Annotated in this window: 28 protein-coding genes; 18 read left to right on the forward strand and 10 right to left on the reverse strand. The window is 69.5% G+C overall.

What is annotated here, in order from left to right; genetic code table 11:
• The first annotated feature begins 248 nt into the window (after positions 1–248).
• The 3 genes from RYH80_RS12430 (at position 249) to RYH80_RS12440 (ending at position 4731) form a co-directional block, all read left to right on the forward strand.
• Entirely contained in the window at positions 249–3005 is a 2757-nt protein-coding gene (locus tag RYH80_RS12430) for a GAF domain-containing protein (protein ID WP_370904196.1), read from the forward strand.
• An 88-nt stretch (positions 3006–3093) separates the two neighbouring features.
• Positions 3094–3603, forward strand: a complete 510-nt coding sequence (locus RYH80_RS12435) for a TspO/MBR family protein (RefSeq protein ID WP_370904197.1) — start codon at positions 3094–3096, stop codon at positions 3601–3603.
• Positions 3604–3741: 138 nt separating this feature from the next.
• Entirely contained in the window at positions 3742–4731 is a 990-nt protein-coding gene (locus tag RYH80_RS12440) for an alpha/beta fold hydrolase (protein ID WP_370904198.1), read from the forward strand.
• A 21-nt stretch (positions 4732–4752) separates the two neighbouring features.
• Here the strand turns inward: RYH80_RS12440 and RYH80_RS12445 are convergent, their stop codons facing one another.
• The 4 genes from RYH80_RS12445 to RYH80_RS12460 all read right to left on the reverse strand — a co-directional run bounded on the left by RYH80_RS12445 (position 4753) and on the right by RYH80_RS12460 (position 8724).
• On the reverse strand, positions 4753–5148 hold the full coding sequence (locus tag RYH80_RS12445; RefSeq protein ID WP_370904199.1) for a Zn-ribbon domain-containing OB-fold protein: 396 nt from the start codon (positions 5146–5148) through the stop codon (positions 4753–4755).
• Positions 5145–6311, reverse strand: coding sequence for a thiolase domain-containing protein (locus RYH80_RS12450; RefSeq protein WP_370904200.1), 1167 nt, complete (start codon positions 6309–6311; stop codon positions 5145–5147). Before RYH80_RS12450 ends, RYH80_RS12445 begins: the two co-directional genes overlap by 4 nt.
• 100 nt (positions 6312–6411) lie before the next feature.
• Entirely contained in the window at positions 6412–6795 is a 384-nt protein-coding gene (locus RYH80_RS12455) for a DUF5611 family protein (RefSeq protein WP_370904201.1), read from the reverse strand.
• A gap of 237 nt (positions 6796–7032) precedes the next feature.
• Positions 7033–8724, reverse strand: a complete 1692-nt coding sequence (locus RYH80_RS12460; protein ID WP_370904202.1) for an FmdB family zinc ribbon protein — start codon at positions 8722–8724, stop codon at positions 7033–7035.
• Between the two features lie 237 nt (positions 8725–8961).
• Here RYH80_RS12460 and RYH80_RS12465 point away from each other — a divergent pair, with 237 nt between their 5' ends.
• Entirely contained in the window at positions 8962–9177 is a 216-nt protein-coding gene (locus tag RYH80_RS12465; RefSeq protein WP_370904203.1) for a hypothetical protein, read from the forward strand.
• An 81-nt stretch (positions 9178–9258) separates the two neighbouring features.
• Here RYH80_RS12465 and RYH80_RS12470 read toward each other — a convergent pair whose 3' ends face one another.
• A complete protein-coding gene (locus tag RYH80_RS12470) occupies positions 9259–9837 on the reverse strand; it encodes a cysteine hydrolase family protein (protein ID WP_370904204.1) in 579 nt (192 codons plus the stop codon).
• Positions 9838–9963: 126 nt separating this feature from the next.
• On the opposite strand from RYH80_RS12470, the gene RYH80_RS12475 reads away from it, so the two are divergent.
• Positions 9964–11019: a hypothetical protein gene (locus tag RYH80_RS12475; RefSeq protein WP_370904206.1), complete on the forward strand. Its 1056-nt coding sequence runs from the start codon at positions 9964–9966 to the stop codon at positions 11017–11019.
• A gap of 9 nt (positions 11020–11028) precedes the next feature.
• Here the strand turns inward: RYH80_RS12475 and RYH80_RS12480 are convergent, their stop codons facing one another.
• Positions 11029–11631 (reverse strand): DUF7529 family protein, encoded by a 603-nt coding sequence (locus RYH80_RS12480; protein ID WP_370904207.1) that lies wholly within the window; start codon positions 11629–11631, stop codon positions 11029–11031.
• A 117-nt stretch (positions 11632–11748) separates the two neighbouring features.
• On the opposite strand from RYH80_RS12480, the gene nth reads away from it, so the two are divergent.
• On the forward strand, positions 11749–12438 hold the full coding sequence (gene nth / locus RYH80_RS12485; protein WP_370904209.1) for an endonuclease III: 690 nt from the start codon (positions 11749–11751) through the stop codon (positions 12436–12438).
• Positions 12439–12498: 60 nt separating this feature from the next.
• Here the strand turns inward: nth and RYH80_RS12490 are convergent, their stop codons facing one another.
• Entirely contained in the window at positions 12499–12978 is a 480-nt protein-coding gene (locus RYH80_RS12490; protein ID WP_370904210.1) for a DUF7321 family protein, read from the reverse strand.
• 161 nt (positions 12979–13139) lie between these two features.
• Between RYH80_RS12490 and RYH80_RS12495 the strand changes: the two genes are divergently transcribed.
• The 9 genes from RYH80_RS12495 to RYH80_RS12535 all read left to right on the forward strand — a co-directional run bounded on the left by RYH80_RS12495 (position 13140) and on the right by RYH80_RS12535 (position 20046).
• Positions 13140–14291 carry a DUF7319 domain-containing protein gene (locus RYH80_RS12495; protein WP_370904211.1) on the forward strand — a complete coding sequence of 384 codons (1152 nt, stop codon included), beginning with the start codon at positions 13140–13142 and terminating at the stop codon, positions 14289–14291.
• 183 nt (positions 14292–14474) lie between these two features.
• Complete coding sequence (locus RYH80_RS12500; protein WP_370904212.1) at positions 14475–15131, forward strand: plastocyanin/azurin family copper-binding protein; 657 nt, start codon at positions 14475–14477, stop codon at positions 15129–15131.
• A gap of 6 nt (positions 15132–15137) precedes the next feature.
• Complete coding sequence (locus RYH80_RS12505) at positions 15138–15524, forward strand: DUF7318 family protein (protein ID WP_370904214.1); 387 nt, start codon at positions 15138–15140, stop codon at positions 15522–15524.
• Between the two features lie 4 nt (positions 15525–15528).
• A complete protein-coding gene (locus tag RYH80_RS12510) occupies positions 15529–16335 on the forward strand; it encodes a cytochrome b (protein ID WP_370904215.1) in 807 nt (268 codons plus the stop codon).
• A 13-nt stretch (positions 16336–16348) separates the two neighbouring features.
• Entirely contained in the window at positions 16349–17119 is a 771-nt protein-coding gene (locus RYH80_RS12515) for a cytochrome b family protein (RefSeq protein ID WP_370904216.1), read from the forward strand.
• 211 nt (positions 17120–17330) lie between these two features.
• A complete protein-coding gene (locus tag RYH80_RS12520; RefSeq protein ID WP_370904217.1) occupies positions 17331–17849 on the forward strand; it encodes a hypothetical protein in 519 nt (172 codons plus the stop codon).
• A 211-nt stretch (positions 17850–18060) separates the two neighbouring features.
• Positions 18061–19065 (forward strand): MBL fold metallo-hydrolase, encoded by a 1005-nt coding sequence (locus RYH80_RS12525; RefSeq protein WP_370904218.1) that lies wholly within the window; start codon positions 18061–18063, stop codon positions 19063–19065.
• Positions 19066–19163: 98 nt separating this feature from the next.
• On the forward strand, positions 19164–19583 hold the full coding sequence (locus RYH80_RS12530) for a DUF7315 family membrane protein (protein ID WP_370904219.1): 420 nt from the start codon (positions 19164–19166) through the stop codon (positions 19581–19583).
• Between the two features lie 196 nt (positions 19584–19779).
• On the forward strand, positions 19780–20046 hold the full coding sequence (locus RYH80_RS12535; RefSeq protein ID WP_370904220.1) for a DUF7314 family protein: 267 nt from the start codon (positions 19780–19782) through the stop codon (positions 20044–20046).
• Positions 20047–20129: 83 nt separating this feature from the next.
• Here RYH80_RS12535 and RYH80_RS12540 read toward each other — a convergent pair whose 3' ends face one another.
• A complete protein-coding gene (locus tag RYH80_RS12540; RefSeq protein ID WP_370904221.1) occupies positions 20130–20633 on the reverse strand; it encodes a hypothetical protein in 504 nt (167 codons plus the stop codon).
• 296 nt (positions 20634–20929) lie between these two features.
• Between RYH80_RS12540 and RYH80_RS12545 the strand changes: the two genes are divergently transcribed.
• The 3 genes from RYH80_RS12545 (at position 20930) to RYH80_RS12555 (ending at position 23307) form a co-directional block, all read left to right on the forward strand.
• Positions 20930–21391, forward strand: a complete 462-nt coding sequence (locus RYH80_RS12545; protein WP_370904222.1) for a FlaD/FlaE family flagellar protein — start codon at positions 20930–20932, stop codon at positions 21389–21391.
• 152 nt (positions 21392–21543) lie between these two features.
• Positions 21544–22605, forward strand: coding sequence for an actin-like salactin (locus RYH80_RS12550; RefSeq protein WP_370904223.1), 1062 nt, complete (start codon positions 21544–21546; stop codon positions 22603–22605).
• 12 nt (positions 22606–22617) lie between these two features.
• Entirely contained in the window at positions 22618–23307 is a 690-nt protein-coding gene (locus RYH80_RS12555; protein ID WP_370904224.1) for a hypothetical protein, read from the forward strand.
• Here the strand turns inward: RYH80_RS12555 and RYH80_RS12560 are convergent.
• Entirely contained in the window at positions 23277–24416 is a 1140-nt protein-coding gene (locus RYH80_RS12560) for a CBS domain-containing protein (RefSeq protein ID WP_370904225.1), read from the reverse strand. The genes RYH80_RS12555 and RYH80_RS12560 overlap by 31 nt on opposite strands.
• A 292-nt stretch (positions 24417–24708) precedes the next feature.
• Positions 24709–25809: a nucleoside hydrolase gene (locus RYH80_RS12565; protein ID WP_370904226.1), complete on the reverse strand. Its 1101-nt coding sequence runs from the start codon at positions 25807–25809 to the stop codon at positions 24709–24711.
• Positions 25810–26173: the final 364 nt, after the last annotated feature.

Consider the following 26173-nt stretch of genomic DNA (forward strand, 5'->3'; position numbering starts at 1 on the left):
CGCCCGCTGACGGCCGCGAGACACCACGAACTGGCGGCTCTGCGTGGGACGTGTGACCCGGCAGACCGCCCGCGCGATCACACGACACGACCGCGACACACCGCACGACACGACCGCGACACACCGCACGACACGACCGCGACACACCACACGCCGCGACCGCGACACACCACACGCTACGAGACGGAACCGCACGACTCGCCAGCTTTTTAATCGCCGACTCCGCTATCGCAGGTAGTACAGATTCTATGGGGCGCGAGGTATCCGTGTTGGTCGTCGGGGACGCAGACACCGCCGACGCGTTGGCTGGACGGGCAGACCTCTCCGTCGTCGCGACCGACCGCGAGTCGGTCGCCGACGCGCTCGCTCCCGAGCACGACGTGGTCGTGGTCGTCGACGAACCTCTGGTCGAGGAGGCGACGTTGTCGACGGTCGAGTCACTCGGCGTCCCGGTCGTCTTCTACGGTGCCGAGCGCCCGACGGCGTCGTGGCTCGACGGGTTCGTCCGCCGGACCGACGACGGCGTCGGTCACCTCGTCGACGAACTCCACCACGCCGTCGCCGGGGAGACGCGGCTGCAGCTCCGCGAACACCGGCGACAGCTCGCCACACTCCACGACGGCGCCGCCGAGTTGGCGGCTGTGCGCACCGTCCAGGAGTTGTACGACCGCACACTGGACGTGGCACGCGACGTGTTGTCGTTCGACCACGGACTGTTGCTGGTCCGCTCCGACGACACCCTGGAGACGGTCGCACACACGCCGGGGGAGTGGGCGCCCGAACGGGAGCCGACTGGGGGGAGTCTGGCCGGCGAGACGCTCTCGTCGGGCGCCCCGACCGTCGTCGACGACATCGCGGCCGACGACCGGGGGAGCCGACACGGCGTCTCCAGATCCGTGCTGTCGGTCCCGGTCGGCGACGACGCCGTCGTCCAGTTCGGGTCGGAGGCACCCAACGGGTTCGGCGCCTCCGACGTGGAGGCCGCCCAACTGCTGGCGACCCACGTCGAGGAGACGCGCGACCGGCTGGTGGCGGAGGCGGACGCACGCACCCGTCGCGAACGGATCGCGGCGCTGCACCGAGCCGCCACGAACCTGATCGACGCGGACGACCCCGAGACGGTGTACGAGCGGACCGTCGGCATCGCCGCCGACGTGTTGCGACTCGACGGCTGTGTGCTCGCGGAGGCGACCGACGACGAGTTCGTCGTGCTCGCGGACGCCGACACCGTCGACGACCCGGGCGACCGGCTCACCGACCGTGGGCACGGCGTCTTGGAGCGGACCTACGAGACCGGCGAGGCGGTGCTCGTCGACGACGTGCGGGCCGACGAGCACGCAGAGCCGACCGACGACAGCTACCGGGCGGCGCTGTCGGTGCCGTTCGGCGACGTGGGTGTGTTCCAGGCGGCCGCCGCCGAGCCCGGCGCCTACGACGAGACGGACCGGGAACTCGCGGAGCTGTTGGTGTCGTACGCCACGACCACGCTGGAGCGGATCGCCTCCGAGCGCGCACTCCGCGAGTCACAGTCGACCATCGAGCGGCTCCACGAGGCCGCGACGCGGGTCGCGGCGGCCGACGACGAGGCGGCGGTCGTCGACCGCGCGATGGCCGCCGCCAAGGAGGTGCTCGCCTTCGACCTGTGTACGCTGGATCTGGTCGACGAGAGCGGGGAACGACTCCACCCGGCCGCCACCTCCGACGACGAGGCGGTCGAGTCGGAGTCGTCAGACGTCGAGGAGGGCGGTCTCGCGGGGAAGACGTTCCGCGAGGGAGAGACGTTCGTCGTCGACGATCTGGCGGCCGACGACGACGCCGACCCGACGAAACGCGAGTACCGGTCGGCGATCAGCGTCCCGGTCGGTCGTGTCGGCGTGTTCCAGGCCGTCTCGACGGAGACCGGCGCCTTCGACGACGACGACGTCGACCGCGCGGAACTACTGATGGCACACGTCGCGGTGTCGCTCGAACGGGTCCGCGCCGAAGACGGGCTCCGCGACGAGCGGGACCGACTGTCGGCACTGTTCGAGAACATCCCGGACGCGGTCGTCTCCTTCGAGATGACCGACGAGGGCCCGATCGTCGAGAACGTCAACGCCGCCTTCGAGGCGACGTTCGGCTACGAGGCCGCGACCTTGCGCGGTGAGAACTTGGACGAGTACATCGTCCCGCCGGCGGACACGGAGATCTCCGCCGACGCAGACACCCTGAACGAGCGCCTCCGTGCCGGCGAGAACGTCCGCCACGAGTGTCGTCGGCGAACCGCCGACGGGATCCGAGACTTCCTGATGTACGTCGTCCCGCTGGAACTCGGGACGGAGAACGTCGCCGGCTACGCCATCTACTCCGACATCACCGACCGGAAGGAGCGCGAGCGGGAGCTCCGACGCCAGAACGAGCGACTCGACGAGTTCGCCTCCGTCGTCAGCCACGACCTCCGGAATCCCATCTCCATCGCGGACGGGTGGCTCGACATGGCCCGCCGGACCGGCGACGAGGAACACTTCGACCGCGTGCAGGACGCGATCGACCGGATGGACGTGCTCGTCGACGACCTGCTCACGTTGGCTCGCGAGGGCGAGGTGGTCGGCGACCCAGAACCGGTCGAGGTGGCGGCAGTCGCCGAGGAGGCGTGGAGTCACGTCGACACCGCGCGCGCGACGCTGGAGACGGGCGACGCCGTCGGCGTCACGGTGGAGGCGGACCCCGATCGCCTCTCGGAGTTGTTCGAGAACCTCTACCGGAACGCGGTCGAACACGGTGGGACGGACGTGGTCGTCCGCGTCCGCGAGGCGCCGGGCGGATTCGCGGTCGCAGACGACGGCCCCGGCGTCCCCGAGGCCGACAGAGAGAGCGTGTTCGACGCCGGGGTCACGACCAGCGAGGACGGCACCGGCTTCGGGCTCCCGATCGTCAAACGGATCGCCGAGGCACACGGCTGGCGCGTCACGTTGGACGACTCGTGGGCCGACGGCGCCCGGTTCGTGTTCACCGACACGGAGTGAAACGACGGGACGGCCCGTCGTCGACGGAGTCGTCACGACGCTCTCGTCGCCACCACGTTCTTGCCCACCGGTCGCGTCGATGCGACCGATGAGCTCCAGACGGGTACTCGACCGGGCGGACTGGGACGACAGACTGGACGGCCCGCTGGGTGCGGTCGCGTTGGTGCTGGTCGTCAACGCCGTCGGCGCGGCACCGGCACTGCTTGCCGGCCCGGACACGGCGTGGTTCGCGGCGCTCGAGAAGCCGGGGATCTACCCGCCGTCGGCGACGTTCGCGGTCGTCTGGACGACACTGTTCACCCTCCAGGGAGTCGCCGTCTGGCTCGTGGTCCGCGGGGCGGTCGGCCGCGAGCGGCGACTGGCGCTCGGTGTCTTCGCCGCGCAGTTCCTCGTCAACGTGGCGTGGACACCCGCGTTCTTCGGGCTCCAGTCGATCCCGCTCGCACTCGTCGTCGCCGGGCTGCTCGTCCCGCTGGTCGCGGCCGCGGCGTACCGCTTCTGGTTGATCGACCGGCGTGCCGGCGCGCTACTCGTCCCCTACCTCGCGTGGGCCGGATTCGCCGTCCTGTTGACGTACCGGTTCCTCGTCGTGAACTGACCGGGGCGTCGCGTCCTCCACCTGGTGTCACCGTCGCGTCCTCCACCTGGTGTCACCGTCGCGACGCTCACACGTCGGTTCCGGCGTGTCCACGTGCCTCACGCGGCTTTCAAGTCGCGTCCCGGCGTAGTCTCCTGTATGGCCTTCGACCGTCTCACGTCCACGCTGAAGTACGCCGGCTACGGCCTCCTCGCGGCCGGTGGGATCGCCGCCGCGACCCGGGGCCTCCGGGCCCGTGCGGGTGAGTTGGAACCGCCGTTGTCTGGTGACCACCACACGTTCCGCTGGCGCGGGATGGACGTGGCCTACACCGAAGCGGGCGACCCGGACGACGAGACGCTCGTCGCCGTCCACGGGATCAACGCCGCCGGCTCCTCCGGCGAGTTCCGCGAAGTGTTCGACGCGCTCGCCGCGGACTACCACGTCGTCGCGCCGGACCTCCCCGGGTTCGGCTGCTCGGACCGACCGCCGCTGCGCTACTCCGCGGCGCTGTACGAGGACTTCCTCGCGGACTTCCTCCGGGAGTACGACGAGCCCGCGGTGCTGGCCTCCTCGCTGTCGGCCGCGTACGTCGCGGCGGCACTGGACCGCGGCGACGTGACCGCGAGTCGCCTCGCACTCGTCTGTCCGACCGCGACCGGCGGCCCCGAACCGCCGAAGGTGTGGCTGCGCGAACTGCTGCGCGCCCCGGTGCTCGGCGAGGGGCTCTACGCGCTGCTCGGCTCGAAGCCGTCGATCCGCTACTTCAACGCCGACCACGGCTACTGGGACCCCGCGAAGGCGGGCGACGACTGGCAGGACTACGAGTGGCGGACGGCCCACCAGGAAGGTGCCCGCTTCGCCCCGGCCTCCTTCGTCGCCGGCTTCCTCAACAGCGACGTGGCGCTGGGGCCACTGCTGGCGGAGTTGGACCTGCCGACGACGATCCTGTGGGGGCGGGAGGCGGACCTCCCGCCGCTCTCGACGGGCCGGGAGTTGGCCGAGACCGCGGACGCGACGCTGATCGCCTTCGACGACGCGATGCTGTTGCCACACGTCGAGTTCCCCGAGGCGTTCGTCGACGCCGTCACCGGTGAGTTCGGGGCGGCCGACGACCCCGACCGGACCGTCTCCGTCGAACGGGAGTGAGTCGTCGCGGGGTGGAGCCGCTCACTGCCGCGGCCGGAACACGACCAACCGCTTCCCGGTCGTCCCGTTCTGTGCCACGTCGGTCTCGACACGGGTCCCGACCGTCACCTCCTCGGCGTCGAGTCCGCGGACGATCCCGGTGAGTCGCACCGGGCCGAACTCCGCGATGGCGGTGACGTACGGCGTGTTGTCGGCGAAGTCGGGCGGCGCGACGTGAACCTGTGAGAAGGTGACGATCTCGCCGCGGACCGGCAGCGGCACCTCCGACAGCGAGTCGCTGCCACACTCTGGACAGACGCGCCGCGGCGGCAGCGAGCCGTGCTCGTTCGGACACTCCAGGTAGAACCCCTCCTCGACGAGCGCGTCCGCCCACTCGTCGTACCCGTCGTCGGCCCCCGGCACCGGATCGCTCGTCATCGTGCCACCTCCAGCACGTGGACGACCGCACTCGCGACCGTCCCACCCGCGTTGTGGGTGAGCCCGACGGTCGCGTCCGCGACCGCGTCGCTGTTCGGGTGGTCACCCCGCAGCAGTCGCGTCAGCTCGGCGATCTGTGACCCGCCGGTCGCCCCGACCGGGTGACCCTTCGCCTTCAGGCCCCCCGAGAGGTTCACCGGCAACGCGCCGTCGGCGGTCGTCTCGCCGCGCCGAGCGGCCCCGACCGCCTCGCCGGGGTCGTAGAACCCCAGCGACTCCAGGGCGAGCACCTCGGCGATGGTGAAACAGTCGTGGACTTCGGCCACGTCTACGTCGTCCGGCCCGACCCCGGCGTCGTCGTACGCCATCTCGGCGGCGTCGGCGGCGGCGGGCGTCTCCGGAATCGCGGCCCGGTCCTGCAGCGCGGCCCGGTCGCCACCCTGGCCGGTGCCGGTGATCCGTACCGGCGCGGCGAGGTCGTTCGCCTCGGCGTACGACTCCGAGACCACCACGAGCGCACTCGCGCCGTCGGTGATCGGGCAGGCGTCGTACAGGTGGAGCGGCGACGCGATGGGTGGCGCGTCCAGCGCATCCTCGGGAGTCACGCGCCGCTGGTACTGTGCGTACTCGTTGTCGAGGGCGTGCTCGTGGTTCTTCGCCGCGACGTGTGCCAGGTCCTCGCGCGAGCCGCCGAACTGGTCGAAGTAGGCCCGTGCCATCAGCGCGTACGCGCCGGGGAAGGTGACGCCCGCCCGTACCTCGAACAGTTCGTCGGCGGCGACGGCCAACGACTCCGTCACTCGCGCCGTCGAGAGGTTCGTCATCCGTTCCATCCCCCCGGCGAGCACCACGTCCTGTTCGCCCGACCGAACCGCCCGGACGGCCTCGCGGACGGCCACCCCGGCGCTGGCACACGCCTCCTCGTAGCGCGTCGCCGGACAGTGGAGCCCGGCCGCCTCCGCCATCAACGGCGCCTGGTGGCCCTGTCGCTCGGCGAGTGCACCCATGAAGTTCCCGTAGTTCAGTTGTTCGACGTCGTCGCGGTCGACACCGGCGTCGGCCAACGCCTCGTCGGCGGCCGCCGCGAACAGGTCACGCCCCGTCCGGCCGTCGTGTTCGCCGAACGGCGTGAGTCCCACACCGGCCACTCGTACACCCGTCATGCACGGGAGTACGTAGAGGTGTCAGTAAAACACTGCCGGAGTCGGGGGCCGTCCACTCGAGACCGGCCACTCGACGTGTGTCGAGCGGCCGGTCACTGCCTCACACGTCGGGCGCGTCGTCCTCGACGGCGCGTTTCATCGAGTCGCGCCGCGACTTGGCGTCACGACCCGTCGCCGCCTCCAAGAAGTCGTTCTTCACGTCGACCGCGTCGGCGGCTGCCTCGGCGTTCCCCTCGGCGATGACGTCCTCGGCGTCTCGCTCCTCGAAGTGGACCTTCAGTCGGTCCTTCTTCCCGGAGTACTCCGCCGCGCCGACGAGTATCCGCTCGAACACCGGGTTCTCCGGGTCCGAGACGACGAACAGGTCGTCGCCGCCACGCTCCTCGGTCCCCGTCACCGCTCCGAAGGCGTCCTCGACCTCCGCCTTCAGGTCGGGCATCCGGTCGTCCAAGTGTTCCCCTCGACGCATCTTGTACTCCTTCATGGGCCGCCGTTCGACGCCGGCGTGTTTACTCCTTTCGTCCCCGCCCAACTCGCGCGAGGACGACAGACGGACCGGGAGTGGCGCTCTCGACACGTCTCGACACGTCACGGGCAGAGCGGGAGATCGTCGGTCGACGGCGCGGTCGTCGCGAGAACCAGCGAACCGCCGCGGGGGGAGCGAACGGTCGCGAGCGCCGGCGAGCGGCACTGTGACCGGTAGCGAGAGACTGATCGGGACTCACTCTGCCGTGCGCTCGTCGATGTACCCACGCATGCACTCGGGACAGATATCCCCCTTCCGCATCGAGGAGCTGCCGACGGGCTCGACGTGTCCACACTCCGGGCAGTAGTACTCGTCGGCGGTCCCCGTGCGGGTGGCGGACACGTCGGTGCCCGCTCGGCCGGCCGGTGTACCCGACGCTCGTCCGTTCCGTTCGACGGTGTCGGCCACCTCGCTGGCGTCGAACCCACCGGCGTCGTGCGTGCCCGCCCCGTTCCGTTCCTCGCCGGTCGACTCGGGCGTCCCGCCGACGAACTCCACGTCCTCGTCGGCCAGGGTCTCCGGGTCGACCTCCGGCTGTAACGATCCGTCGACGGACACGTCCCCGCCGTCTGCCGCGTCCGGCGTGGCGTCGTACCCCTCGTCTCGACCGTCGTGGGAGGGCCAGCGACCGGTGTCGCCGGTCACGGAGCCGTCGTCGCCGACCGCCTCCGACGGATCGACCACGTCGCGGCGTGCCTCCGCGGCCGCGCCGGTCTCGTCGGCGGGTTCGTCGACGAACTCCGCGTCGTCGACCACCGCGCCGTCTCCGTCGTCGACCACCACGCCGTCTCCGTCGTCGCCTGCCCGTTCGTCGGGGGCCGTCGCGTCTCCTGCTCGTGGTGCGGTGTCGTCGTCGACACCGGCTCGTCTCGCCGTCTCGCTACCCGCCGTCGAGTCACCGTCGGTCTCCCCGCCCGCGTCGAGGAGCTCGGCGTCCTCCCCCTCCACGACCCGCGCTTCGTCACGTTCGTTCGTCGCCTCGTCGGTGCCACCCGTTCGGCGTCCATCGGTGTCGCCGGCGTGCTCACTCGCGTCCGCTCCAGACTCTCCGCCGGCCTCGTCACCGCCGCCCGAGCCACCGACGATCTCGACACCGTCGTCGTCTCCGTCGACGATCTCGACACCGTCGTCCCCGTCGACGCCGACGGGGCCGTCACCGGTCGTCGTGTCCGACGCCGGTGTCTGTGAGCTCTCGGCTGCCTCCGCCGGGTGGGTCTTGTCCGCCTCGGGCCACTCGCCCGGCCGTCGGTCGTCGGACGCTCCCGTCGAGTCGTCCGCGTCGTCGGCGTCGATGATCTCGGCGTCCTCACTCGCGGTCCCAGACTGGTCCGCCACGGGCGACGGGTCGTCGGCCGCGGGGTCCGCCCGGCCGCCCGCGGTCGCCGACTCAGCTCCGGCTGCCGCTCGCTCGTCGCCCGACGCACCCGCACTCGGACCCGCCTTGCCGCCCCGACCACCCGTCGTCGACCGCGACTCGTCGAACGACCCGTCGCTCTCCGCCTCGTCGATGACGACCTCCACGTCCGTCTCCGCCGGGCGGTCGCCCGACTGTGCCGGCGTCTCGGGATCGTCGGGTCGTGTGACCGTCTCGGCGTCGCTCGGTCCTCCGACCGACGCGTCGTCACCCGCCGACGGTTCGGTGCGTGATGGTGTCTCGGTCCTTCCCCCGGTCGCCGGTGTCGACCCGTCGACACCCGCGTTCGCCGACGAGGTGGCCTCGGCGAGGCTCCGCACCTCGGTGTTCTCCGAGACGACGCGCGTCTCGCCACACCGGGTACACTCCTCGATCTCGGTCTCGGTGACGACGAGCTCGTCGCCCCGCTCCTCCCGCTCGCGCTCGGTTCGGGTCTCCCCGTAGTCGTGCCCGAGCAGACACCTGAGTCCCATTACCCGAACGAACCCGTCCGTGGCCTAAAAGCGTTCCCTCGCGTCTGACGCCCGACAGACGGTCTCCGTGCCGTCTGGGGCTCAACTCGGCCCGCCCGTGTCGTCACTCGGGACCACACGACGTGCCGAGAGGCGTGCCGTCCGGTGAAACCGTCGCACGTTAACAATCCACACAAACGTTAAGTCCGGTGCCGTCGTACCCCCGAGGTGGTCGTCACCGACGGCCCAGGAGTCGCCATGAGTTCAGACCACTCCCGGACGGAGTTCGTACACACGACGGTGGACCGCCCGACGGTGGACGACACCGCCGAGATTCGCTGCCGGGGTTGTGGAGAGACGTTCGAACGGACGGATCCGCGCGTCTTCGGCGCACCGGTGGCGTACACGTGCCCGCACTGCGACACCACGGTCCGGCTCTGGATGGCCGGCGGCGAGTTACAGTACGAGGGCTGACGACCGGACGGGTCCGCTCCCCGACCACCGCGACTCGACGTGCGGTGTCGGGACGGCGGCCGTGACCCGTGGCGTCGACGATCACTCGCCGTCGAACTCGATCGCGTCGCGAGCGACGGTCTCGCCGAACAGCCAGTCGGCGTGCTCGACGGCGTACGACTTGTGGTCCGGTTCGATGTACCCCAGCGCGTCCGCGACGAGCACCGGCCGGTAGTCGCGGAGCCCGGCCGACCCCGCAGTGTGGAGCACGCAGACGTTCGCCAGCGTGCCGCACACGAGGAGGTCGTCGATCCCACGAGCGGACAGCCAGCCGTCGAGTTCCGTCTCGTGGAACGCGTCGTAGGTGTGTTTCTCGACGACGTGGGCCGCCGACGCCGTCGGGAGCGCGTCGTGTAGTTCGGCGTCCCACGACCCCTCGACGACGTGGTCGCCCCACCGCTCGAACTCGTCGTAGTAGTGGTTCCCGTCGAACTGTCCGGGCGGGTGTACGTCGCGTGTGTACACCACCGGGACGCCCGCCGCACCGGCACGTTCGGCCAACGCGGCGACCGGTTCGACGACCGCCTCGCTGTGGGGTGCGTGGAGGCTCCCGTCCGGGTGACAGAACGCGTTCTGCACGTCCACGACCACCAGTGCGGTTCGGTCCGGGTCGAACTCCATACGTCGGTGTCCGTCGCCCTCGGTGAAAAAGACTCGTCGCCGGTGCCGTCGCACTCGGGGCCGCAGCCATCGTCGCATCGCCCCCGCACCCCAGTGTTCAAACCGGAACGGGCGGGCACACACCCCGTGCCAGCGACGACACAGATCTTCGCCGGGCGGTGTACCGCACGCTTCACGACGGACTACACGCCGCGTGGCGACACACGACCGAGCGACGCCGGAGACGGCACCGCCTCGTGGGGCCTCGTCGAGAGCGCCGCCGAGCCGGGTGGGATCGGGTCCACGCACGACCGAGCGCCGCGAGTAGAGCCGAACGACGAGATGTACCTGACGGACGTGTCGTCACCCGACGAGAACACACCGTCCGACGAGAACACACCGTCCGACGAGAACGCCCCGTCGGGCGGCGACACGAGTCCGAGACGATCGGAGTCGACGTCGAGCGACGCGGGTGGTGAGGCCGACGGCGCGGAGGTGACGGACTCGGACACACGAGTGTACCACGGGCACGTCGTCGTCGTCCGCAAGCCGGACGACACGGTGTTGGTCCACGACGCGGACGGCTACCAGCCGGTCGCGTGGCTCACCCGTGCGGAGTCCGTGACGGTCGTCGACGACGGTGGCGGGGTGACGCTCACCGCCGTCGAGGGGGACGAGCGACTCTCCGTCGCGTTCGCGGACGCCTACCGGACGAGTCACCGCGTGACCAGCGCCGGACCGCCAGTGTCGCCGTGTCCCAGTTGCGGCGAGACGATGGTCCGAGCGAACGGTGGAGTACGCTGTCTCCGCTGTTCGACGGTGTACGCGCTCCCGTCGGGGGCGACGGTGCTCGAACGCCCGTGTTCGAGTTGTGGCGCCCCACGGATCAGACTCCGCCGCGGGCGGGTCTTGGAGCTGTGCGTCGACAGAGAGTGTGACCCGCTGGTCGACGCCGTCTCCGAGGCACTCGACGGCGTCGCGTGTTGTCCCGCGTGTGACTCGCCGTTGCGCGTGGAGACGTACCGCGGACGGCCGTTCCTCGGCTGTGCGGAGTACCCGTCGTGTGACACGACGTTCTCCATCCCGAACGGCGAACTCGCGGGTGACTGTACGTGTGGCCTCCCGCGGTTCCAACTGGACACTGGGAACCGGTGTCTCGACCCCACCTGTGACGCCGTCTACGACACGGGCGACGAGGAGTGACCCCCTCGCTCAGCTCTCGTCGTCGGGCCGGAGACTCGGGTCGACCTGTGTGGCGACCTCCTCGGAGAGGCCCGAGGCCTCCTCCAGCACCGCGGCCTCGTCGACCGCCGCGGGGTCGAAGTCGGCCGGCAGGAGGTTCTCGGGGTCCGACTGCGAGAAGACGACTCGCTCGGAGTCGTCCAGCGGACGGAAGTATGTCCGCATCTCGCCGCGCTCGCCGACGCGCGACAGCATCACCTTCGCCTCCGAGACCGCGTAGTACAGCGGGAACAGGACGGCGACCCCCGCGTCGGCGCTCTTCATCGCGACGACGAGGAACACCACGTCGCCCTGACTCGCGCGGTAGGCGTCGTACTCGTCGAAGTCGGTCTCGGCGACGGTCGCTTGGAGCGTCTCGAACTCGTCGCCGGGCACCAACACGTCGAGCCCGAGTCGGTCCACGTCGACCTCGGAGGCGGCCGCCGAGGTCGTCGGCAGCGCCGTCACGTCCCCTGGGTGGAGTTCGAGCGTCTCCCAGCCGGCCTCGCGGTACTCCTCGGCGGTGGCGGCCATGTCGTCCATCACGTCGTCCCAGAACTCCTGGACGCCCGCCAACGGGTGTGACCCGGACATACACGGGTGATCTGCTCCCACCCGAATAAAGACCGTCGGTCCGTGACGAACGGGACGGGCAGGGTCCACTCTCTCGACTCGCCGAACGTTCAAGCGCGCTCGTGCCCACCGGTGGGTATGGGGACGGCACTGGAGCCGCGCGAGGCGCAGGTCACCGAGGTGCTCGACAGACTGTACGCGGAGTACCCGGACAGCGACATCGCGTTGAACTTCTCGACGCGACTGGAACTGCTGGTGGCGGTGGTCCTGTCGGCGCAGTGTACCGACGAGCGAGTCAACGAGGTGACGGCCGACCTCTTCGAGGAGTACCAGACGGCGGCCGACTACGCCGCCGCGACCGAGGAGGAGTTGGCCGACGCCATCTACGGAATCACGTTCCACAACAACAAGGCCGGCTACCTGCGCGAGACCGGCGAGATCCTCGTCGAGGAACACGACGGCGAGGTGCCGGACACGATGAGTGCGTTGACCGACCTGCCGGGCGTCGGCCGCAAGACCGCGAACGTCGTCTTGCAACACGGCCACGACGTGGTCGAGGGGATCGTCGTCGACACTCACGTCCAGCGGCTCTCGCGGCGCCTCGGGATCACCGAGGAAGAGCGCCCGACGGCCATCGAGGAGGACCTGCTGCCCGTCGTGCCCGAGGACGACTGGAAGATGTACACGCACCTGCTGATCTCGCACGGCCGCGAGGTGTGTTCTGCGCGGAACCCAGACTGTGCGGCGTGTGTCCTCGCCGACGTGTGCCCGTCGGAGAAGGGCGACGGCGCCGTCGACCTCGCGAGCGGCGAACGGTGGGAGGCGTGAGGAGCCGTGAAACGCGTGAGGCACCGTGAGAGAAGTGAGGAACCGTGGGACGCGTGAGTCTCAGTAGATCTGGAAGTAGCGGTAGACGCCGAGCCCGTACGCCAGGAACCACAGGAGGACGTAGCCGAACACGCCGATCCGGAGTCGGCCGCGCCACGCGCTCATGTTCTCGTGGAGATCGTTCAGGTTCACGTCCGGGTCGGACACGTCGTAGAGGTCGTTGTCGCGTTTCACCTGGAAGATGCGGACGATCCCGGTGAGCCCGAACCCGAGCAAGGCGTACGCCTGGAGGCCGAGGAAGGCGTGGAGCATCGCCAGCCCGCTCAGTTGGTCGAGCAGTCGCGGGCCCATCCAGGTCACCACGGGGATCGTGTTCAACACGAGTCCCGGGAAGATCACCTTCAGGTGCCGGGTGAGGACCTCCCAGGTGACGTGGTCGGACTCGCGGTCGATCATGATCCAGGCGCCGTAGAGGTAGAAGGGGAGACTGGCGGTGACCATGACCCCGGCGACCAGTCCGATCGTGCGGTCGGCGACCATCGTCTCGGGGTCAGGGACCGCGACGGGTAAAGGGGCGTGGAATCGTCGACCCCCGACGGTGCGCGTCGGCGACGGGGTCGGTGCCGACGCTCGACGGCACGACTCCCGTCGCGCGGCACGGACCGTCACCCTGAGGTACGTGTCGTCCCAACGAGGTGGCGATGAGTGAGTCCTCGGACGACGCGCGGACGCGGGCCGACGAGAGTACCGCGGCCGACGACGGTGTCGCGCCCGACGACGCGGTCGCCACGGACGAGGCGTCGGCCGACGCCGAACCGGCGACCACCGACGCCGAGCGGGCGCGGACCGACGCCGACGACGCCGCGCAGTCCGCCGACTCGGCCACCGCCGACTCGGCCGCCGACGGTGACACCGACACCGACGAGGACGTGGACCTCGACGCGCTCCGCGCGGAAGTTGAGGAGAAGTACGACTTCGAGAACTTCGGTCCCTCGGACATGGCGGAGATGTCCCCGCGCGAGTGGGAGGTCGCCTTCGACCCGGACACCTGGATCACCGGCGACGACCTCCTCGACCGCGTCGAGAAGGACCTCCGCAACCGGATCGCGCGCCGCGACGTGTTCGCCGTGCTCGAGCGCGCCGAGTCGCCCGACCGCGTCGTCGCCTACTCGGACGAAGGGTGGGCGGTGGTGTACGACGACGGGAGTGTCGAAGGGGAGGGGACCGTTCTGCGGGACGTGAAACCCACCGTCGCGCTGTGTTCGATGGACTCCTACGAGGTCGAGGAGCCGCCGGAGGCGTACGAACTCCCCTCGCCGGAGGAGATCGAGTCCGGCACGGGGGAGTTCGGGAACAACCTCCTGCAGGTGATCGCGCTGGCACAGGTCGTCGCCGGCCTCGGCATCCTCGGGATCTGGCTGTTCACCGGGTTGATCCCCTCGCCGCCCGGCCAGCCGAACATCCTGATCCCGATGCTGGCGGCGTTCTTCCTCGGCGTCGGGCTGCTGTTGTTGTTCGTCGTCGCCAACGCTCGACTGTCCGATCGTTTCCGAGCCGAGGAGTACCGCGACCGGCTGCGAGCCGCCGGGATCGGCGGCGACGGCGACGGGGACCCGCTGTCGGCCGAGGACCGGCCGGAGTTCCTCCCGTTCGAGGAGGTCGTCGACACGACGCTCGACGACGGCGCTCCCGCGGCCGACCCGTCCGTCGACGCCGTCGACCGCGACGGCACGGACGCGGAGCGTGTCGACACCGCCGACTCCGACGGCGACGCAGTCGACACCGCCGATTCTGACGGCGACGCGGTCGACTCCGACGGCGACGCGGTCGAGTCGGACCCCTCGGAGAGCTGACGACCGGCCGACGCGCTCGCTCGTCTCGTGACGTCCGCTCGGCCCGCTCGTGGGGTGCTCGGTGGCCGACGCCTCGCGACGGAGAGAACCCGCACGTGACGGCTCACAGGCGACGGGAACCGGACACGGGAGGCGGGCAGGTCGGAGGGTTTAACCACTGCCGACCCCGAGAGTCGACTACCTATGAAGAGGCGGGAATTCGTCAGGTCCGCGGGTGGCGCGACCGCGCTCGGCGCGGGTGCGTCTGCGACCGCCGGAACCGCCGCGGCCGCCGAGGGTGACGGCGGCGGTGGCGGCGGCGGGAAACGCCCGGACTTCGGCGGCTACACGGACGGCGCCAAAGGTGGCGCGTACGAGGACCTCCGTGGCAACGACGAGGTGACGGTCGAGGTCGGCGCGGGCAGCGGCGGACTCGCGTTCGCACCGACGGACCTCTGGATCGACACCGGCACCACGGTCGTCTTCGAGTGGGTCGGCGGTCAGAGCCACAACGTCCTGTTCGACGAGACGCCCTCCGGCGCGAGCGTCGAGGGGTACAGCGAGGTCGTCGGCAGCGGCACCACCCACGAGGTGACCTTCGACACCGGCGGCGTGTACAAGTACTTCTGTCAGCCCCACAAGGGGCTCGGCATGGTCGGTGCCGTCGCCGTCGGCGACGGCGTCCCGACGAAGGAGGCCGCCGGCGGTGGTGGCGGCGAGAAGCCGCTACACGCGCTGGGCGTCCCGATCCAGGCTCACTGGGTCGGCGCGGCGACGATCCTCGGGATCGCGATGACCGTGGTGTTCAGCTTCTACGTGCTCAAGTACGGTGAGAGCCCACACACGGGGACCGGGAGGTAACGACAGATGTCATCCACTGGATCCACCTACGGCGACATCCACCGCTACGAACCGGCCAGAGAGAGCACCGCGGCGACGATCGCCATCGTCCTGTTGACGATCGTCGAGATCGTCTTCGTGTTCATGTTCACGTACGGTCTCGTCAACGGGTGGGGACTGCGAGACACCGGGAACATGTTCCTCGGTGGGCTGCTCGCGGCGATCTTCATCGACCTCGCGTTCATCCTCGCGTTGTACCGCAAGGAGTTCCTCCCGGACGTGGTCATCGTCAAGAAGCGACGCCGCAAGTGGGAGGACCTGTACATCCGCGAGGAGGACGTCGACGGCACGACGATCGGCACCGGCGCCTGGGAGCAGGTGAAACGCGCGGTGTACCCCTACAAGTCACGGTGACACGATGAGTCTCAAGAAGAAAGACGAACACGACCACAAAGCCTGGTTACAGAAGAAGGACCTCACGCCGGTGGAGACGACGTTCCTCACGGCGTTGGTGTGGCTCGACAAGCGGTTCCGGATCGTCGACTACCTGGAGCTGTTGGAGACGCTGTACTACCGCGTCAACCTCCAGATGCCGAAGAGCCACACGGAGCAGTACGACCTGGACAACAAGTTCTGGTACTGGTACCCGTTGTACACCCTCGGGTTCTTCAGTACCCTGGCGTACGTCGTCGCGGCGATCTCGGGGGCGTTACTCGGATTCTACTACAGCCCGTCGAACGCGGCCGGGACCGCAGCCACGGGGAAGGTCGCCTACGAGCAGATCACGTTCATCATGCGTGACCTGCAGTTCGGGTTCATGCTCCGGTCGATCCACCGCTGGGCGGCACAGGTGATGACCGCCGCGGTGTTCCTCCACATGCTCCGCGTGTACTTCACCGGGGCGTACAAGGAGCCGCGGGAGCTGAACTGGCTGCTCGGCATCGTCCTCATCTCCTTGACGATGGTGTTCGGGTACACGGGGTACCTGCTGCCGTGGGACCAGTTGGCCTTCTGGGCCGGCCAGATCGGCGTCGAGATGAGCCTCTCGATCCCGCTGGCGGGCGAGTGGATCGCCCAGTTGATATTCGGCGGGTTCTCGTTGAGCCAGTCGACGCTGATACGAATGTACATCCTCCACGTGTTCCTGCTCCCGTTCGTGGTCACCTCGCTGATCGCGATCCACATCGGGATCGTCTGGGTGCAGGGGATCGCGGAGCCACACTGACACACACAGGACAATGAGCGACACAGACACCGACACGACGGACGCACGGACGGACGGCGGCGGCACCGGAATCGTCGCGCCGGACGACGAGACGCCCACGTGGCGCGAGCGCAAGGAGCGCACCGAGGGACTCTCCCGGCTGACGTACGAGTACTTCGAGCGCGCACGACGCGAGGACGAGGACCTCCGGCGGGAGTCGGACTACGTCGAGCGGGACGTGTTGGCGTTCCCGACGTGGCCCCACGAGGTGATCCGGAACCTCGCGATCGGCTCCTTCTTCGTCGGGATGACGCTGTTCCTGGCGGCGACGCTCCCGCCACACATCGGCGCACCCGCCGACCCCGGGTCGACGCCGGCGATCATCCTGCCGGACTGGTACCTCTACTGGTCGTTCGGGCTGTTGAAGCTCGGGTTCCTCAACCCCGAGCTGTCGATCCTCGGTGGGTCGAAGCTGATGGCCGACCGGACGTACGGCGTGTTGGCGAACGTGGTCGTCGTCGGCTTCGTCGCGATCGTCCCGTTCCTCAACAAGGGCGCGGCACGACGGCCGGTCGAACAGCCCTTCTGGGCGGCCGTCGGCGTGAGCGGCGTGACGTTCGCGTTCACCATCTCCGTGCTGTCGATCAAGAACCTCATGCCGATGAGCGTGAACCTGATCAACGACCTCGCGTTCCTGCTGCCCATCGTGACGGCGTGTGTCACCTACGCCGTGTTGAAGACGATGCGGGAGGGGTACATGTACGACCTCAACCGGCGGTACTACCGACTGCGCCCGCCGAAGTGACGGCACGAACCGCTGGCTCTCGACAGCGACGTGTCGTCCCTCTCCGTTCTCTCGATCTTGGACACCGCGGTTCTTCGCGATCGGTACCTGTAGACTCGATACCACCCTCCGACTGTGTGGCGGACTGTAGTTAGTCTATAACTTGTCTTTCGTCTATCAATCTGTAGCTGGAAAAAGTTAAAAGTATACCTGCAACAGGTGTGTTTGGGTCATGTCCGAAGACAACGATCCGACACGGCGTGACGTAGTCAAGCAGACGACCGGCGCAGCGGTCGGCGGGCTCGCACTCGCTGCGGGGTCGGGATCGGGTGCTGCGGCAGACGGTGAAGTGACGATGGAAACCGTACGAGACGCACTCGAGACGCACGGTACCGGGCTGATCGGGTACCTCGAGTCGGAGGGCCTCGTCGAGAGTCTCGACGAACTCGGGACGCCACGGCGAGCGAGTGCACCGGGTGGACCGACACACCTCACCGCGGAGACCGAATCCGACGGTCGTCGGCTCTCCGTCCACGTCGACCCACGGGAGGGGGACGCGTACGCGGTCACCTACCGCGACGACGACAGTGTCGAGATTCACCGAGCCGGGCAAGACGTGGAGACGGTTCCGTATCGGGCGGACCACCAACTGAACTGTGCGTGCCAGCGCGACATGGAGTGTCGCATCCGTAACGGACAGAACTACTGCTGTCGCAACGTCGACTGTTGGTACGGCCGGTGTTGCTTCTGAGAGTACCGACGGAGACGTAGACCGAACACACGGTGTCGGTGGGGAAGCGCACGGCCGCCCGCCTCCGCCGAGTGGCCGTTCTGGGCCACCGTCCCCGCCGCCCCCACGGCACGATCGGCCCGCGAGACCTCACTCGTCTGGATCCATGTGGCTACGGCGGTCTGTGGAGTTCGTCCGGAAGACACTCCTTCGATCGTCCGTACCGGGCCGTGTGGACCTCCAGTTTCTCGGTACCGGTGGGAGCCAGCCCATCCCGTTGCCGACCTGTGACTGTCGGCTGTGTGTCGAGGCGCGCGAACGCGGTGCGCCCGCCGCACGTCGTGGGTACTCGATGCACCTGCCGGGGTGTGACGCGGTGATCGACGCGCCGGAACAGACGCTCGAGAACCTCGTGCGGTGGGGTGTCGACACGGTGGAGTACTGTCTGCTCACCCACTGGCACCCCGACCACAGCGGTGGGCTCCGGGCGCTCCCGATGGGGCCGCTCGACACACGCGACGAGGAGACGTTCCGGGACGCGAAGCGACGGGCGGCACCGACGTTGGTGACGACCCGAGCGGTGTACGAGCGCGCCCGCGAGACGGTGGGTGTGCTCGGCTTCCACGTCGACGAGGGGTACGTCGACACGGTGTTCCTCGACGAACGGGCTGAGCCGTTCGACCTCGGGGGGGTCACGGTCGAGGCGCTGCCGTACCCGCTCGCCGACGACGAGTCGCCGCCACGCGCGACCGGGTTCCTCCTCCGTGGGTCACCCACGGGGGCGGCTGCGGCGAGGGACGGCGAGACGACACCCGAGGCGACGGGGTCGGACGCGACGACGACCGACGAGACGAGGCTCGACGACGAGAGCGACGCGAGCGGGGACGACTCGACACGGACGACACTCGCGATCGTGCCGGACGACGCGGCGCGGTTCGACCCGACACGACTCCCCGACGACCTGGACGCGGCGGTGTTCGAGTGCGGCTACTTCACACACGACCCGAACGGCGAGCGAATCCGGTCGCCGGCACTGGAGACGGACGACCTCTCACACGAGGCGGTGCTGGAGCGCGCCGCGACGGTCGACGCAGATCGGACGTTCCTGTCGCACGTCGGGCACCAGTACGCGCGGAGTCACGCGGAACTGCGCGCGCTGGCGGCGGCGTACCGCGAGGATCCGGATCGACCGGACGGGGTCGTGTTCCCCCACGACGGACTGCGGGTGTCGATCTAGCACCGGCTCGGTCGTGCCGTGGACACCACGCCGACGAACCGGCTCCGCCTCGGGACCGCTCCGAAGGGCAGTTGTACCGGCCGCGTGTACGAGTGGGTATGAGCGACGAGGCGAGCGACGCAGGTGGCGGCGACCGGGGGAGCCGCGACGTGGTGGTGCCGATGCCGTTGTACAAGACGGTGACCGTCTTCTCCACGCTGTTGGCGGTGCTCGGCGTCGTCGGTGGGTTCGTCCTGCTCGACGCGGCGGTGATGGCCGGCGGCGTGATCCGCGTCGCCGTCAACGCCGTGTTGAGTCTCGCCTCGCTGCGCGTCTCCCCGTCCGTCTGGACGACGCTCCAGCCGGTGTTCGCCGTCGCCGGGCTGGCGAGCATCGCACTCGGCGCGGTAGTGTACGTGCTCGGCTCGCGGTTCCGTGCGGAGGGGATGGGAACCGACGGCGATCCGGCGACGGACGGGACGGGTGATCCCATCGCCAAGGCCGATCGACCCGACGATGAGTCCACAGAGTTGGAGTGATCGCGACGACGGATCGCTCTCGACCTCGTATTGCGTCTCTCGTCTCGTTCCGCGTCTCGTGTCTCGTTCCGCGTCTCGTGTCTCGTTCCGCGTCTCGCCTCTCGCAGCGCGTGTCCGTACCACTGTAGCCCCGTCGTGTCACGAGTCGGCGGGAGAACGGAAACGCTCAAGACCGCGACACTCCGAAGGTCGGGCAATGGCAGACGAGTTCATGAAGGGCTTCGGCATCTTCACGGGTGCCAGCCTCGCCTGGATGGTGCTCGCCGGGTGGTACCGGACGGAGTCGTTCACCAGCTCCCGACAGCTGATCGCGGCGCCCCCGGAGCCGGCCAACGTGTTCGACGCCATCGGGATCTTCCTCAACGACGTGTTCTTCTGGATGGCGATCCTCGGCCCGCTCACGTTCTGGGTGCTCGTCCCGGCGCTGCGCGAGGCCACCGAGGCGTTCGGCCAGTCGTCGTGAGACGGTCGCGGTCGAGTCGGTCGACACTCGACACCGCTCGCCGGACCCCCCAGTCCGTTCTCGGTGAACACTGATCTCCGTCCTCAGTAGAAGCTGATCTTCGTCAACACGCGCTCGACGACGCTGTCGTCGCCCTCGTCGCGGACCCGCTCGTTCTCGACGACGACCGCCGGGTCTCTGGCGTCGATGGCGGCGACGGACGGCGGCAGCCCGTCGATCCGTGCGGCGTGCCGACAGGTGTCGGTGAACGCCTCGTACAGTGTCGCCTTCAGCGCGCGCGTCTCCTCGTGTTCGACGGTCGAGAGCCGCGTGCGACGACCCCGCGTGCGGTCGTGTTCGTAGATGCCGAGCGTCTTGCGGTCGTCCGTCCCGGCGGTGGTGAGGATGAGTTCCTGTGCGCGGCGCGGACGCTGGAGCGTAATCGCGTCCGCCGGGAGCTCGTCTTTGAACTTCACCACCTTACAGCCGAGCTCCCAGTGGTCCGGAATGGCCGGCTCGACCGGCAACCCGACCAGCCGGTCCCGGAGGGTGGGCACCTGCTCGACGGCGTGGAGCCCGTGGTCCCGCCGTCGGCGGAGACGGACCATGCTGTAGAGTCTTGGCAGTGCGTCAGTATGAATCGTTCGGTGGTTTCGTCACGTGGTACGTGCGTACGTCGCCACACGATGCGTGCGGGCGTCGCCACACAGCGAGACGGAGACACGGACGGACACGCAGCGAGACGGAGACACGGACGAACACGCAGCGAGGCGGAGACACGGACCAACGGACGGTCCAGCTGCGACGGTGATCGGACGGGTTCTCACCCGCGATAGGAGGGGGAAAAGACATTTATCCCGGTTGTCGGTAGTGTGACACAGCGGCAGGGAGTGGGACGGACAGTATGCTCGACCCGAAAGACTACGACCCGGAGGAGTTGCGCACGCTGGCGGGCGCCGCGAGCCCGACGGCGGACCCGAGTGACGAGTCGCGACGCTGGGCGAAGCCGGTCGACTTCCTCGGCCAGGCGGAGGCTCGCGTCATGGCCGCGCAACTCGGCGACGTGTACTACCTCCAGGCGGCACAGGGCGGCGCCGAGCGGCCGTACCTCCCGTCGATGCCGGAGGTCGGCCCGGGGGCACGGCTGGCGCTCGACTGGCTCCAGTTCCTCGTGACCGTCGGCGGTCACGACCGTGCCGAGGAGGCGCTGGAGTACTACGAGCGGATCCAGTGGCTCGGCCCGGACGCGGCGGAGACGCTGACGGACTTGCTCCCCGGCCTCGGCGTCGGTGGCGACGACCCCTTCGAGCCGTCACACCACCGGACGAGTCTGCTGTTCGTCGCGCGGCTGGCCGCCCTCCGGTGACCGTCGGTCGCGACCCACGGGACGGTCGGCGACGGACGAGACGACACCCGACCGACGAGACGACACGACCGGTGTGAGGAGAGTCCCCTCCGCTGGACGTTCGTGCCACGAGAGGACAGTGCGACGACCACACGTGCCAGACGATCACACACATGACAGAGTCAGACGACGAGACGGACGGATTCGAGTCTTCACAGTCGGTCCCGGTCGGCGTGAAGTTGGGATCGACGCGGACGGTGCTCCGGTACCCGGACGCCTCCGGACAGGTACAGACGATCAGGACGCTCACCTGTCTGGCGACCTACGAGGACGCCATCACGGGTGACGAGCGAGTGCTGTTCGGCGAACAGGCCGCCGCGGAGTACCCGGACCGCGTGGAGTTCATGCTCCGCTCCGGACTCCCCGAAGACGACGAGCGGACGGAGTTGGCCCGGCGGTACTTCGACGAGTTGGTCGAGACGAACGGCGTCCCCCGCGAGTCGACGGTCGTGTACGCGATTCCGACCATCGACAACGAGGCGGGACTGAAGAACCTCTCGCGGGTGATCGAGGACTCCGACATCGGGCGCGTGGAGATGCGCTCGTACCCGGAGTCGCTGTGTAGCTCGATCCCGGCGCTGGGCGACGGCGTCGAGGCGATCGACGAGGTGTTCGTCGCCGTCAACATGGGGTCGACGAACCTCGAGGCGTGTGCCTACCGACGCGGCGAACAGCTCCACCCGTTCTCGACCGGGTCGGTCACCGGCAACGCCGTCGACCGCCGGATCGTCAACAACGTCGAGGAGGAGACGCAGGGGCGCGTCCACGTGGACCCGACGACCGCACGCGAGTACAAGGAGGACCACGGGGACTTCGAGACCTTCGAGCCGTTCTCGGACGTGGTCCAACAGCCCGGCGGCGGCTCACACGAGTTCACCATCGAGGACAGCGTGATGGACGCGCTGAACTGGTACCTGGACGAGGCCGTCGACCGGGTCGCCAACGAGTTCCTGCCGGAGTTCGCCAACGAGTTCATGAAGCCGTACCAGATGGCGCTGTCGAACCCCGTCGCCCTGACCGGCGGGATGGCGTGTCTCCCGGGGCTGGCCGACGAGTTCGAGGCGCGTCTCTCCGCGGAGTTGGACCGCGACGTGGACGTGGTGACGCCGCCGGAACCCGACACCGCCGCCGCCGAGGGGGCGATGCGGATCGCCGAACGCCTCACCGGCGACTGACGCACACGACGGATGTGGGGACGACACGAGTCGGGTGCGGAAGACGCGGGCCAGGGAGCCGCCGAGGAGTCGGTCGAGCGAGAACCCCGGCGATCCCTCACGGACGGCGGCCACGACGCGCTCGCGGAGCGCGTCCGGGCACTGCTGTACGCGGGCGAGGAGCCGGTGGCGACGCTGCCGGTCACCGACGGCCTCGTCGTCGCCACGTCACATCGACTGTTGGTGTACACGCCCGACGGCGACGGGCCGAACCTCCGGGTCGTCGAGGGACCGAACGTGACGGGCGTCGGCCGGGACACGACCGGCGACGACCGTCTCCGCCGCCCGACGGCCCTCGGCGTCGGTGGGGGGCTGCTCGCGACGCTCGCGGGGCTGTCGTTCGACCCCGAGAACCCGCTGGCGACGACACCGACCGACACTGGCGGCGTCGGGATCGAGGGGTTGTTGTCCCCGATCCAGGGGCTGTTCGAGGTCGTGACCCTCGTCGACGACCTGCTGGTCGCCGTCGGCGTGCTCGCGCTGCTGGCCGGGCTGGTGGGACTAGCGGCGTACCTCGTCGGCCGGGAGGCGACGGTGGTCGTCGCGGTGGCGGGCGACGACGACCTGCGCGTCGCCGCCGGAGAGACGACGGCGGAAGAACTGCGGTCGTTCGCGTCGACGGCGGGCGTCGACTACAACCCGCCGAGCTTCCGGAGTAGCTGACCCCGGTAGCGCTCGTCGGCGACGACGCCCTTCAGCTCCAGGACGTTCCGCTCCAGTTTGTCGAGCGCGACGTGGAAGGCGTGGTCGGCGCCGTACCCCTCGCCGGAGCCGGCGACCTGCCCGTGGCTCGTCCGGAGCCGGATCTGTGCCTGCAACAGCGGCGTCCCGCGGAGCTTCTCTTTGTGCTCGTGGAACCGGACGTGCGCGTGGACGACGGTCATCTCCTGGTACTTCTCGGCGACCTGCGCGATGGACTCGCGGATCTCCTCGCGGGAGATGCCGTCGACGAGTTCCACGTTGGTGATCTGGACGTCGAGCGTCTCCTCCTCGGTGAAGGTCAACGCCCGCAACACGTCCGTCTTGGTGACGACCCCGGCCACGTCGGTCGCGGCGTCGCCGGTGACGACGAGCCCGGCCACGTCCTCCTCGAGCATCCGCCGGACGGCGTCCTCGACGGTCTCCTCGGGGGCCGCGGTGATGACCGGCGCGGACATCATGTCGTACACCGGGATGTCGAGCATCCGGTCCAAGTCGCCCGAGCGGTCGCCACGACCCTGTCGCTCGTCGTCGCGGACGACGAAGTCGACGATGTCGTGGGTCGTGAGGATCCCCGAGAGGTCGCCGTCCTCGTCGAGCACGGGGAGCCGCGAGATGCCGTGCTCGCGCAGGCGGTTGATCGCCTGGCCGACGTGAGCGTCCTCGTGGATCGTGATCGGCTCGTCGGTCGAGATGTCACCGACGGTGATCGCGTCGAGGTTGTCGAGGACGGCCTCCAGGATGGCGTCGGCGGTGACGACGCCGTACAGCGACTCACCCTCGTACACCGGGGCGATCTTGACGCCACCCTCGACGAGGACGCGTGCCACCTCGCGGACGTCCTCGTCGCGGTCGACGGCCGGCGCCGACTTCGCGAGTGCGGCGGCCTTCGTGTCTTCCTCCACCCGCGAGCGGATCAGGTCTCGCTCGCCGATGACACCCTGCACCTCACCGTCGTCGACCACGACGACCCCGCGCGGGGCGTCGCGGTCGAACAGCGACTGAATCTGTCCGAGGCGGTCGTCGGGCGCGACCTCGACGAACTCTCGGACCGCGATCTCTGAGATGTCCATGGTACTCCCCGGAGGATACTGCCTGCCGCGTCTTGAAGATTGGTTTCTGTCCCACTCGATAGGCCAGACCCGACTCGACGCCGGTCTCGTGGCCGTTCGCGTCGGAATCGCGGTCCCCACCGACGGCCCGAACCTGTTCCGACGCCCCGTCGGTGGACGACGACTGCCCACTCCGACGCCGCCAGCGGGGACACACTCTGGCGGCGTCGGCGGTGGCTCACTCCGACGGCGTCAGCGGGGACTCACTCTGGCGGCGCCGGCGGTGGCTCACTCCGACGGCGTCAGCGGGGACTCACTCCGGCGGCGCGAGGTCGTCGCCGACCACCGTCTCCAGCAGTCGCTCGCGGAACGCCTCCTCGTCGACACGCTCGACGACACGGGCGTTCGCCCGGGCCGGCGGGTCGGGGTCCGTCTCGACGACCGTGTGGCCTCGCGTCGGCCCCTCGCGGTCGTCGACGGTGACGCGGTGGCGGCCGACCGACTCGACCAACTCCGGGTGGGCGGCGACCGCGGCGGCGAGCCCGTCCGGCTGTGGGACGCGGACGGGACCGGGTCGCGACCGACTCCGCTCGCGGGCGCGCTCCGTCACGGCGTCGAGGAACGCCGCCCGCTCGCCGTCGCTGGCGGCGATCCGGTCGAGCGTCGCGGCGTCGAACGAGCCGTCCCGCAGCGTGAGGCCCCAGTCGACGAGCGTGACGGGGAGCGACTCCACGACGAGTCTGGTCGCGTCGGGGTCGACCCAGGCGTTGTACTCGGCCGCGGGGGTGACGTTCCCCTCGCAGTGGACCGCGCCGGCCATCAGCCAGACGCCAGCGAGGCGGTCGCCCAAGTCGGGGTCGCGCCGGAGTGCCTCCGCGAGGTTCGTCGGCGGGCCGATGGCGATCACACCCAACTCGCCGTCGTGTTCGCGAGCGAGTCGCCGGAGTAGGTCGGGGCCGTACTCCTCGACCGGCTCGGGGTCGAGGGTCGGCTCGAGGTCGCCGCCGAGCCCACCCTCGCCGTGCACGTCGGTCGCGTGCTCCCACGACTTGACGAGCGGGCGGCGTGCGCCGGCGGCCAGTGGGATCTCCTCGGCGCGGGCCACGGGGGCGTCATCGGCGTCGGGCACGGGTACGTCCTCGCCGCCGGCGACGGCCAACGAGTAGGCCGCGTTGCGGAGTTGGTCGTCGAAGGGGACGTTCCCGGCGACGACGGTGACCGCCCGGACGTCGAGTCGCGGCTCGCGGGCGGCGTACGCCAGCGCCACCGCGTCGTCGCTCGCGGTGTCCGTGTCGACGACCACGGGCAGCGGGTCCTCGGCGGTCGGCTGTGGCGGGTCCGGCGGTGGTGTGGCGTCCGCGTCCGCGGTGGTCGAGCCGGTCGCCGTGTCGTGGGTGTCGTCGGGTGGGGACACTGTGCCGGGCGGTCACACGCCGACGGCTTCACTCCTCGGGTGGTGGTGTCGGTAGTGTTCGGATAAGCCGATAGCTGCGGTTGGCGCGCGAGAAACGCGCGAGGGAGGAGCGAGCGCAGTGAGCGACGAGGCTGGGGAGGGTGAGGCGCTGTGCGGAGCGGATCGGGGCTTCCTGAGTAGTAGTCTCGTCCGGCTACTCACCTTTATCTGAACACCACCGTGCTGCCCGAAGCTCCGCGGCCCCGGTGCGTGAGCGAGCGGCGCGGGCGGGTGTGTCGACGGGTGGTGTGCAGGCGTGAGCGTGTGGACCGCCCCGCACGGCACCTCGCCCTCCCCAGCCGTCTCGCTCACTCCGTTCGCGAGA

Origin of the sequence: Halobaculum sp. MBLA0147 (assembly GCF_041361345.1) — an archaeon.
GTDB lineage: Archaea > Halobacteriota > Halobacteria > Halobacteriales > Haloferacaceae > JAHENP01.

What these genes read in the sequence shown, in the direction of transcription:
- RYH80_RS12430 (WP_370904196.1), top strand. Translation starts at nt 249, where the DNA reads ATGGGGCGCGAGGTATCCGTGTTGGTCGTCGGGGACGCAGACACCGCC.
- RYH80_RS12435 (WP_370904197.1), top strand. Translation starts at nt 3,094, where the DNA reads ATGAGCTCCAGACGGGTACTCGACCGGGCGGACTGGGACGACAGACTG.
- RYH80_RS12440 (WP_370904198.1), top strand. Translation starts at nt 3,742, where the DNA reads ATGGCCTTCGACCGTCTCACGTCCACGCTGAAGTACGCCGGCTACGGC.
- RYH80_RS12445 (WP_370904199.1), bottom strand. Translation starts at nt 5,148, where the DNA reads ATGACGAGCGATCCGGTGCCGGGGGCCGACGACGGGTACGACGAGTGG.
- RYH80_RS12450 (WP_370904200.1), bottom strand. Translation starts at nt 6,311, where the DNA reads ATGACGGGTGTACGAGTGGCCGGTGTGGGACTCACGCCGTTCGGCGAA.
- RYH80_RS12455 (WP_370904201.1), bottom strand. Translation starts at nt 6,795, where the DNA reads ATGAAGGAGTACAAGATGCGTCGAGGGGAACACTTGGACGACCGGATG.
- RYH80_RS12460 (WP_370904202.1), bottom strand. Translation starts at nt 8,724, where the DNA reads ATGGGACTCAGGTGTCTGCTCGGGCACGACTACGGGGAGACCCGAACC.
- RYH80_RS12465 (WP_370904203.1), top strand. Translation starts at nt 8,962, where the DNA reads ATGAGTTCAGACCACTCCCGGACGGAGTTCGTACACACGACGGTGGAC.
- RYH80_RS12470 (WP_370904204.1), bottom strand. Translation starts at nt 9,837, where the DNA reads ATGGAGTTCGACCCGGACCGAACCGCACTGGTGGTCGTGGACGTGCAG.
- RYH80_RS12480 (WP_370904207.1), bottom strand. Translation starts at nt 11,631, where the DNA reads ATGTCCGGGTCACACCCGTTGGCGGGCGTCCAGGAGTTCTGGGACGAC.
- nth (WP_370904209.1), top strand. Translation starts at nt 11,749, where the DNA reads ATGGGGACGGCACTGGAGCCGCGCGAGGCGCAGGTCACCGAGGTGCTC.
- RYH80_RS12490 (WP_370904210.1), bottom strand. Translation starts at nt 12,978, where the DNA reads ATGGTCGCCGACCGCACGATCGGACTGGTCGCCGGGGTCATGGTCACC.
- RYH80_RS12495 (WP_370904211.1), top strand. Translation starts at nt 13,140, where the DNA reads ATGAGTGAGTCCTCGGACGACGCGCGGACGCGGGCCGACGAGAGTACC.
- RYH80_RS12500 (WP_370904212.1), top strand. Translation starts at nt 14,475, where the DNA reads ATGAAGAGGCGGGAATTCGTCAGGTCCGCGGGTGGCGCGACCGCGCTC.
- RYH80_RS12505 (WP_370904214.1), top strand. Translation starts at nt 15,138, where the DNA reads ATGTCATCCACTGGATCCACCTACGGCGACATCCACCGCTACGAACCG.
- RYH80_RS12510 (WP_370904215.1), top strand. Translation starts at nt 15,529, where the DNA reads ATGAGTCTCAAGAAGAAAGACGAACACGACCACAAAGCCTGGTTACAG.
- RYH80_RS12515 (WP_370904216.1), top strand. Translation starts at nt 16,349, where the DNA reads ATGAGCGACACAGACACCGACACGACGGACGCACGGACGGACGGCGGC.
- RYH80_RS12520 (WP_370904217.1), top strand. Translation starts at nt 17,331, where the DNA reads ATGTCCGAAGACAACGATCCGACACGGCGTGACGTAGTCAAGCAGACG.
- RYH80_RS12530 (WP_370904219.1), top strand. Translation starts at nt 19,164, where the DNA reads ATGAGCGACGAGGCGAGCGACGCAGGTGGCGGCGACCGGGGGAGCCGC.
- RYH80_RS12535 (WP_370904220.1), top strand. Translation starts at nt 19,780, where the DNA reads ATGGCAGACGAGTTCATGAAGGGCTTCGGCATCTTCACGGGTGCCAGC.
- RYH80_RS12540 (WP_370904221.1), bottom strand. Translation starts at nt 20,633, where the DNA reads ATGGTCCGTCTCCGCCGACGGCGGGACCACGGGCTCCACGCCGTCGAG.
- RYH80_RS12545 (WP_370904222.1), top strand. Translation starts at nt 20,930, where the DNA reads ATGCTCGACCCGAAAGACTACGACCCGGAGGAGTTGCGCACGCTGGCG.
- RYH80_RS12550 (WP_370904223.1), top strand. Translation starts at nt 21,544, where the DNA reads ATGACAGAGTCAGACGACGAGACGGACGGATTCGAGTCTTCACAGTCG.
- RYH80_RS12555 (WP_370904224.1), top strand. Translation starts at nt 22,618, where the DNA reads ATGTGGGGACGACACGAGTCGGGTGCGGAAGACGCGGGCCAGGGAGCC.
- RYH80_RS12560 (WP_370904225.1), bottom strand. Translation starts at nt 24,416, where the DNA reads ATGGACATCTCAGAGATCGCGGTCCGAGAGTTCGTCGAGGTCGCGCCC.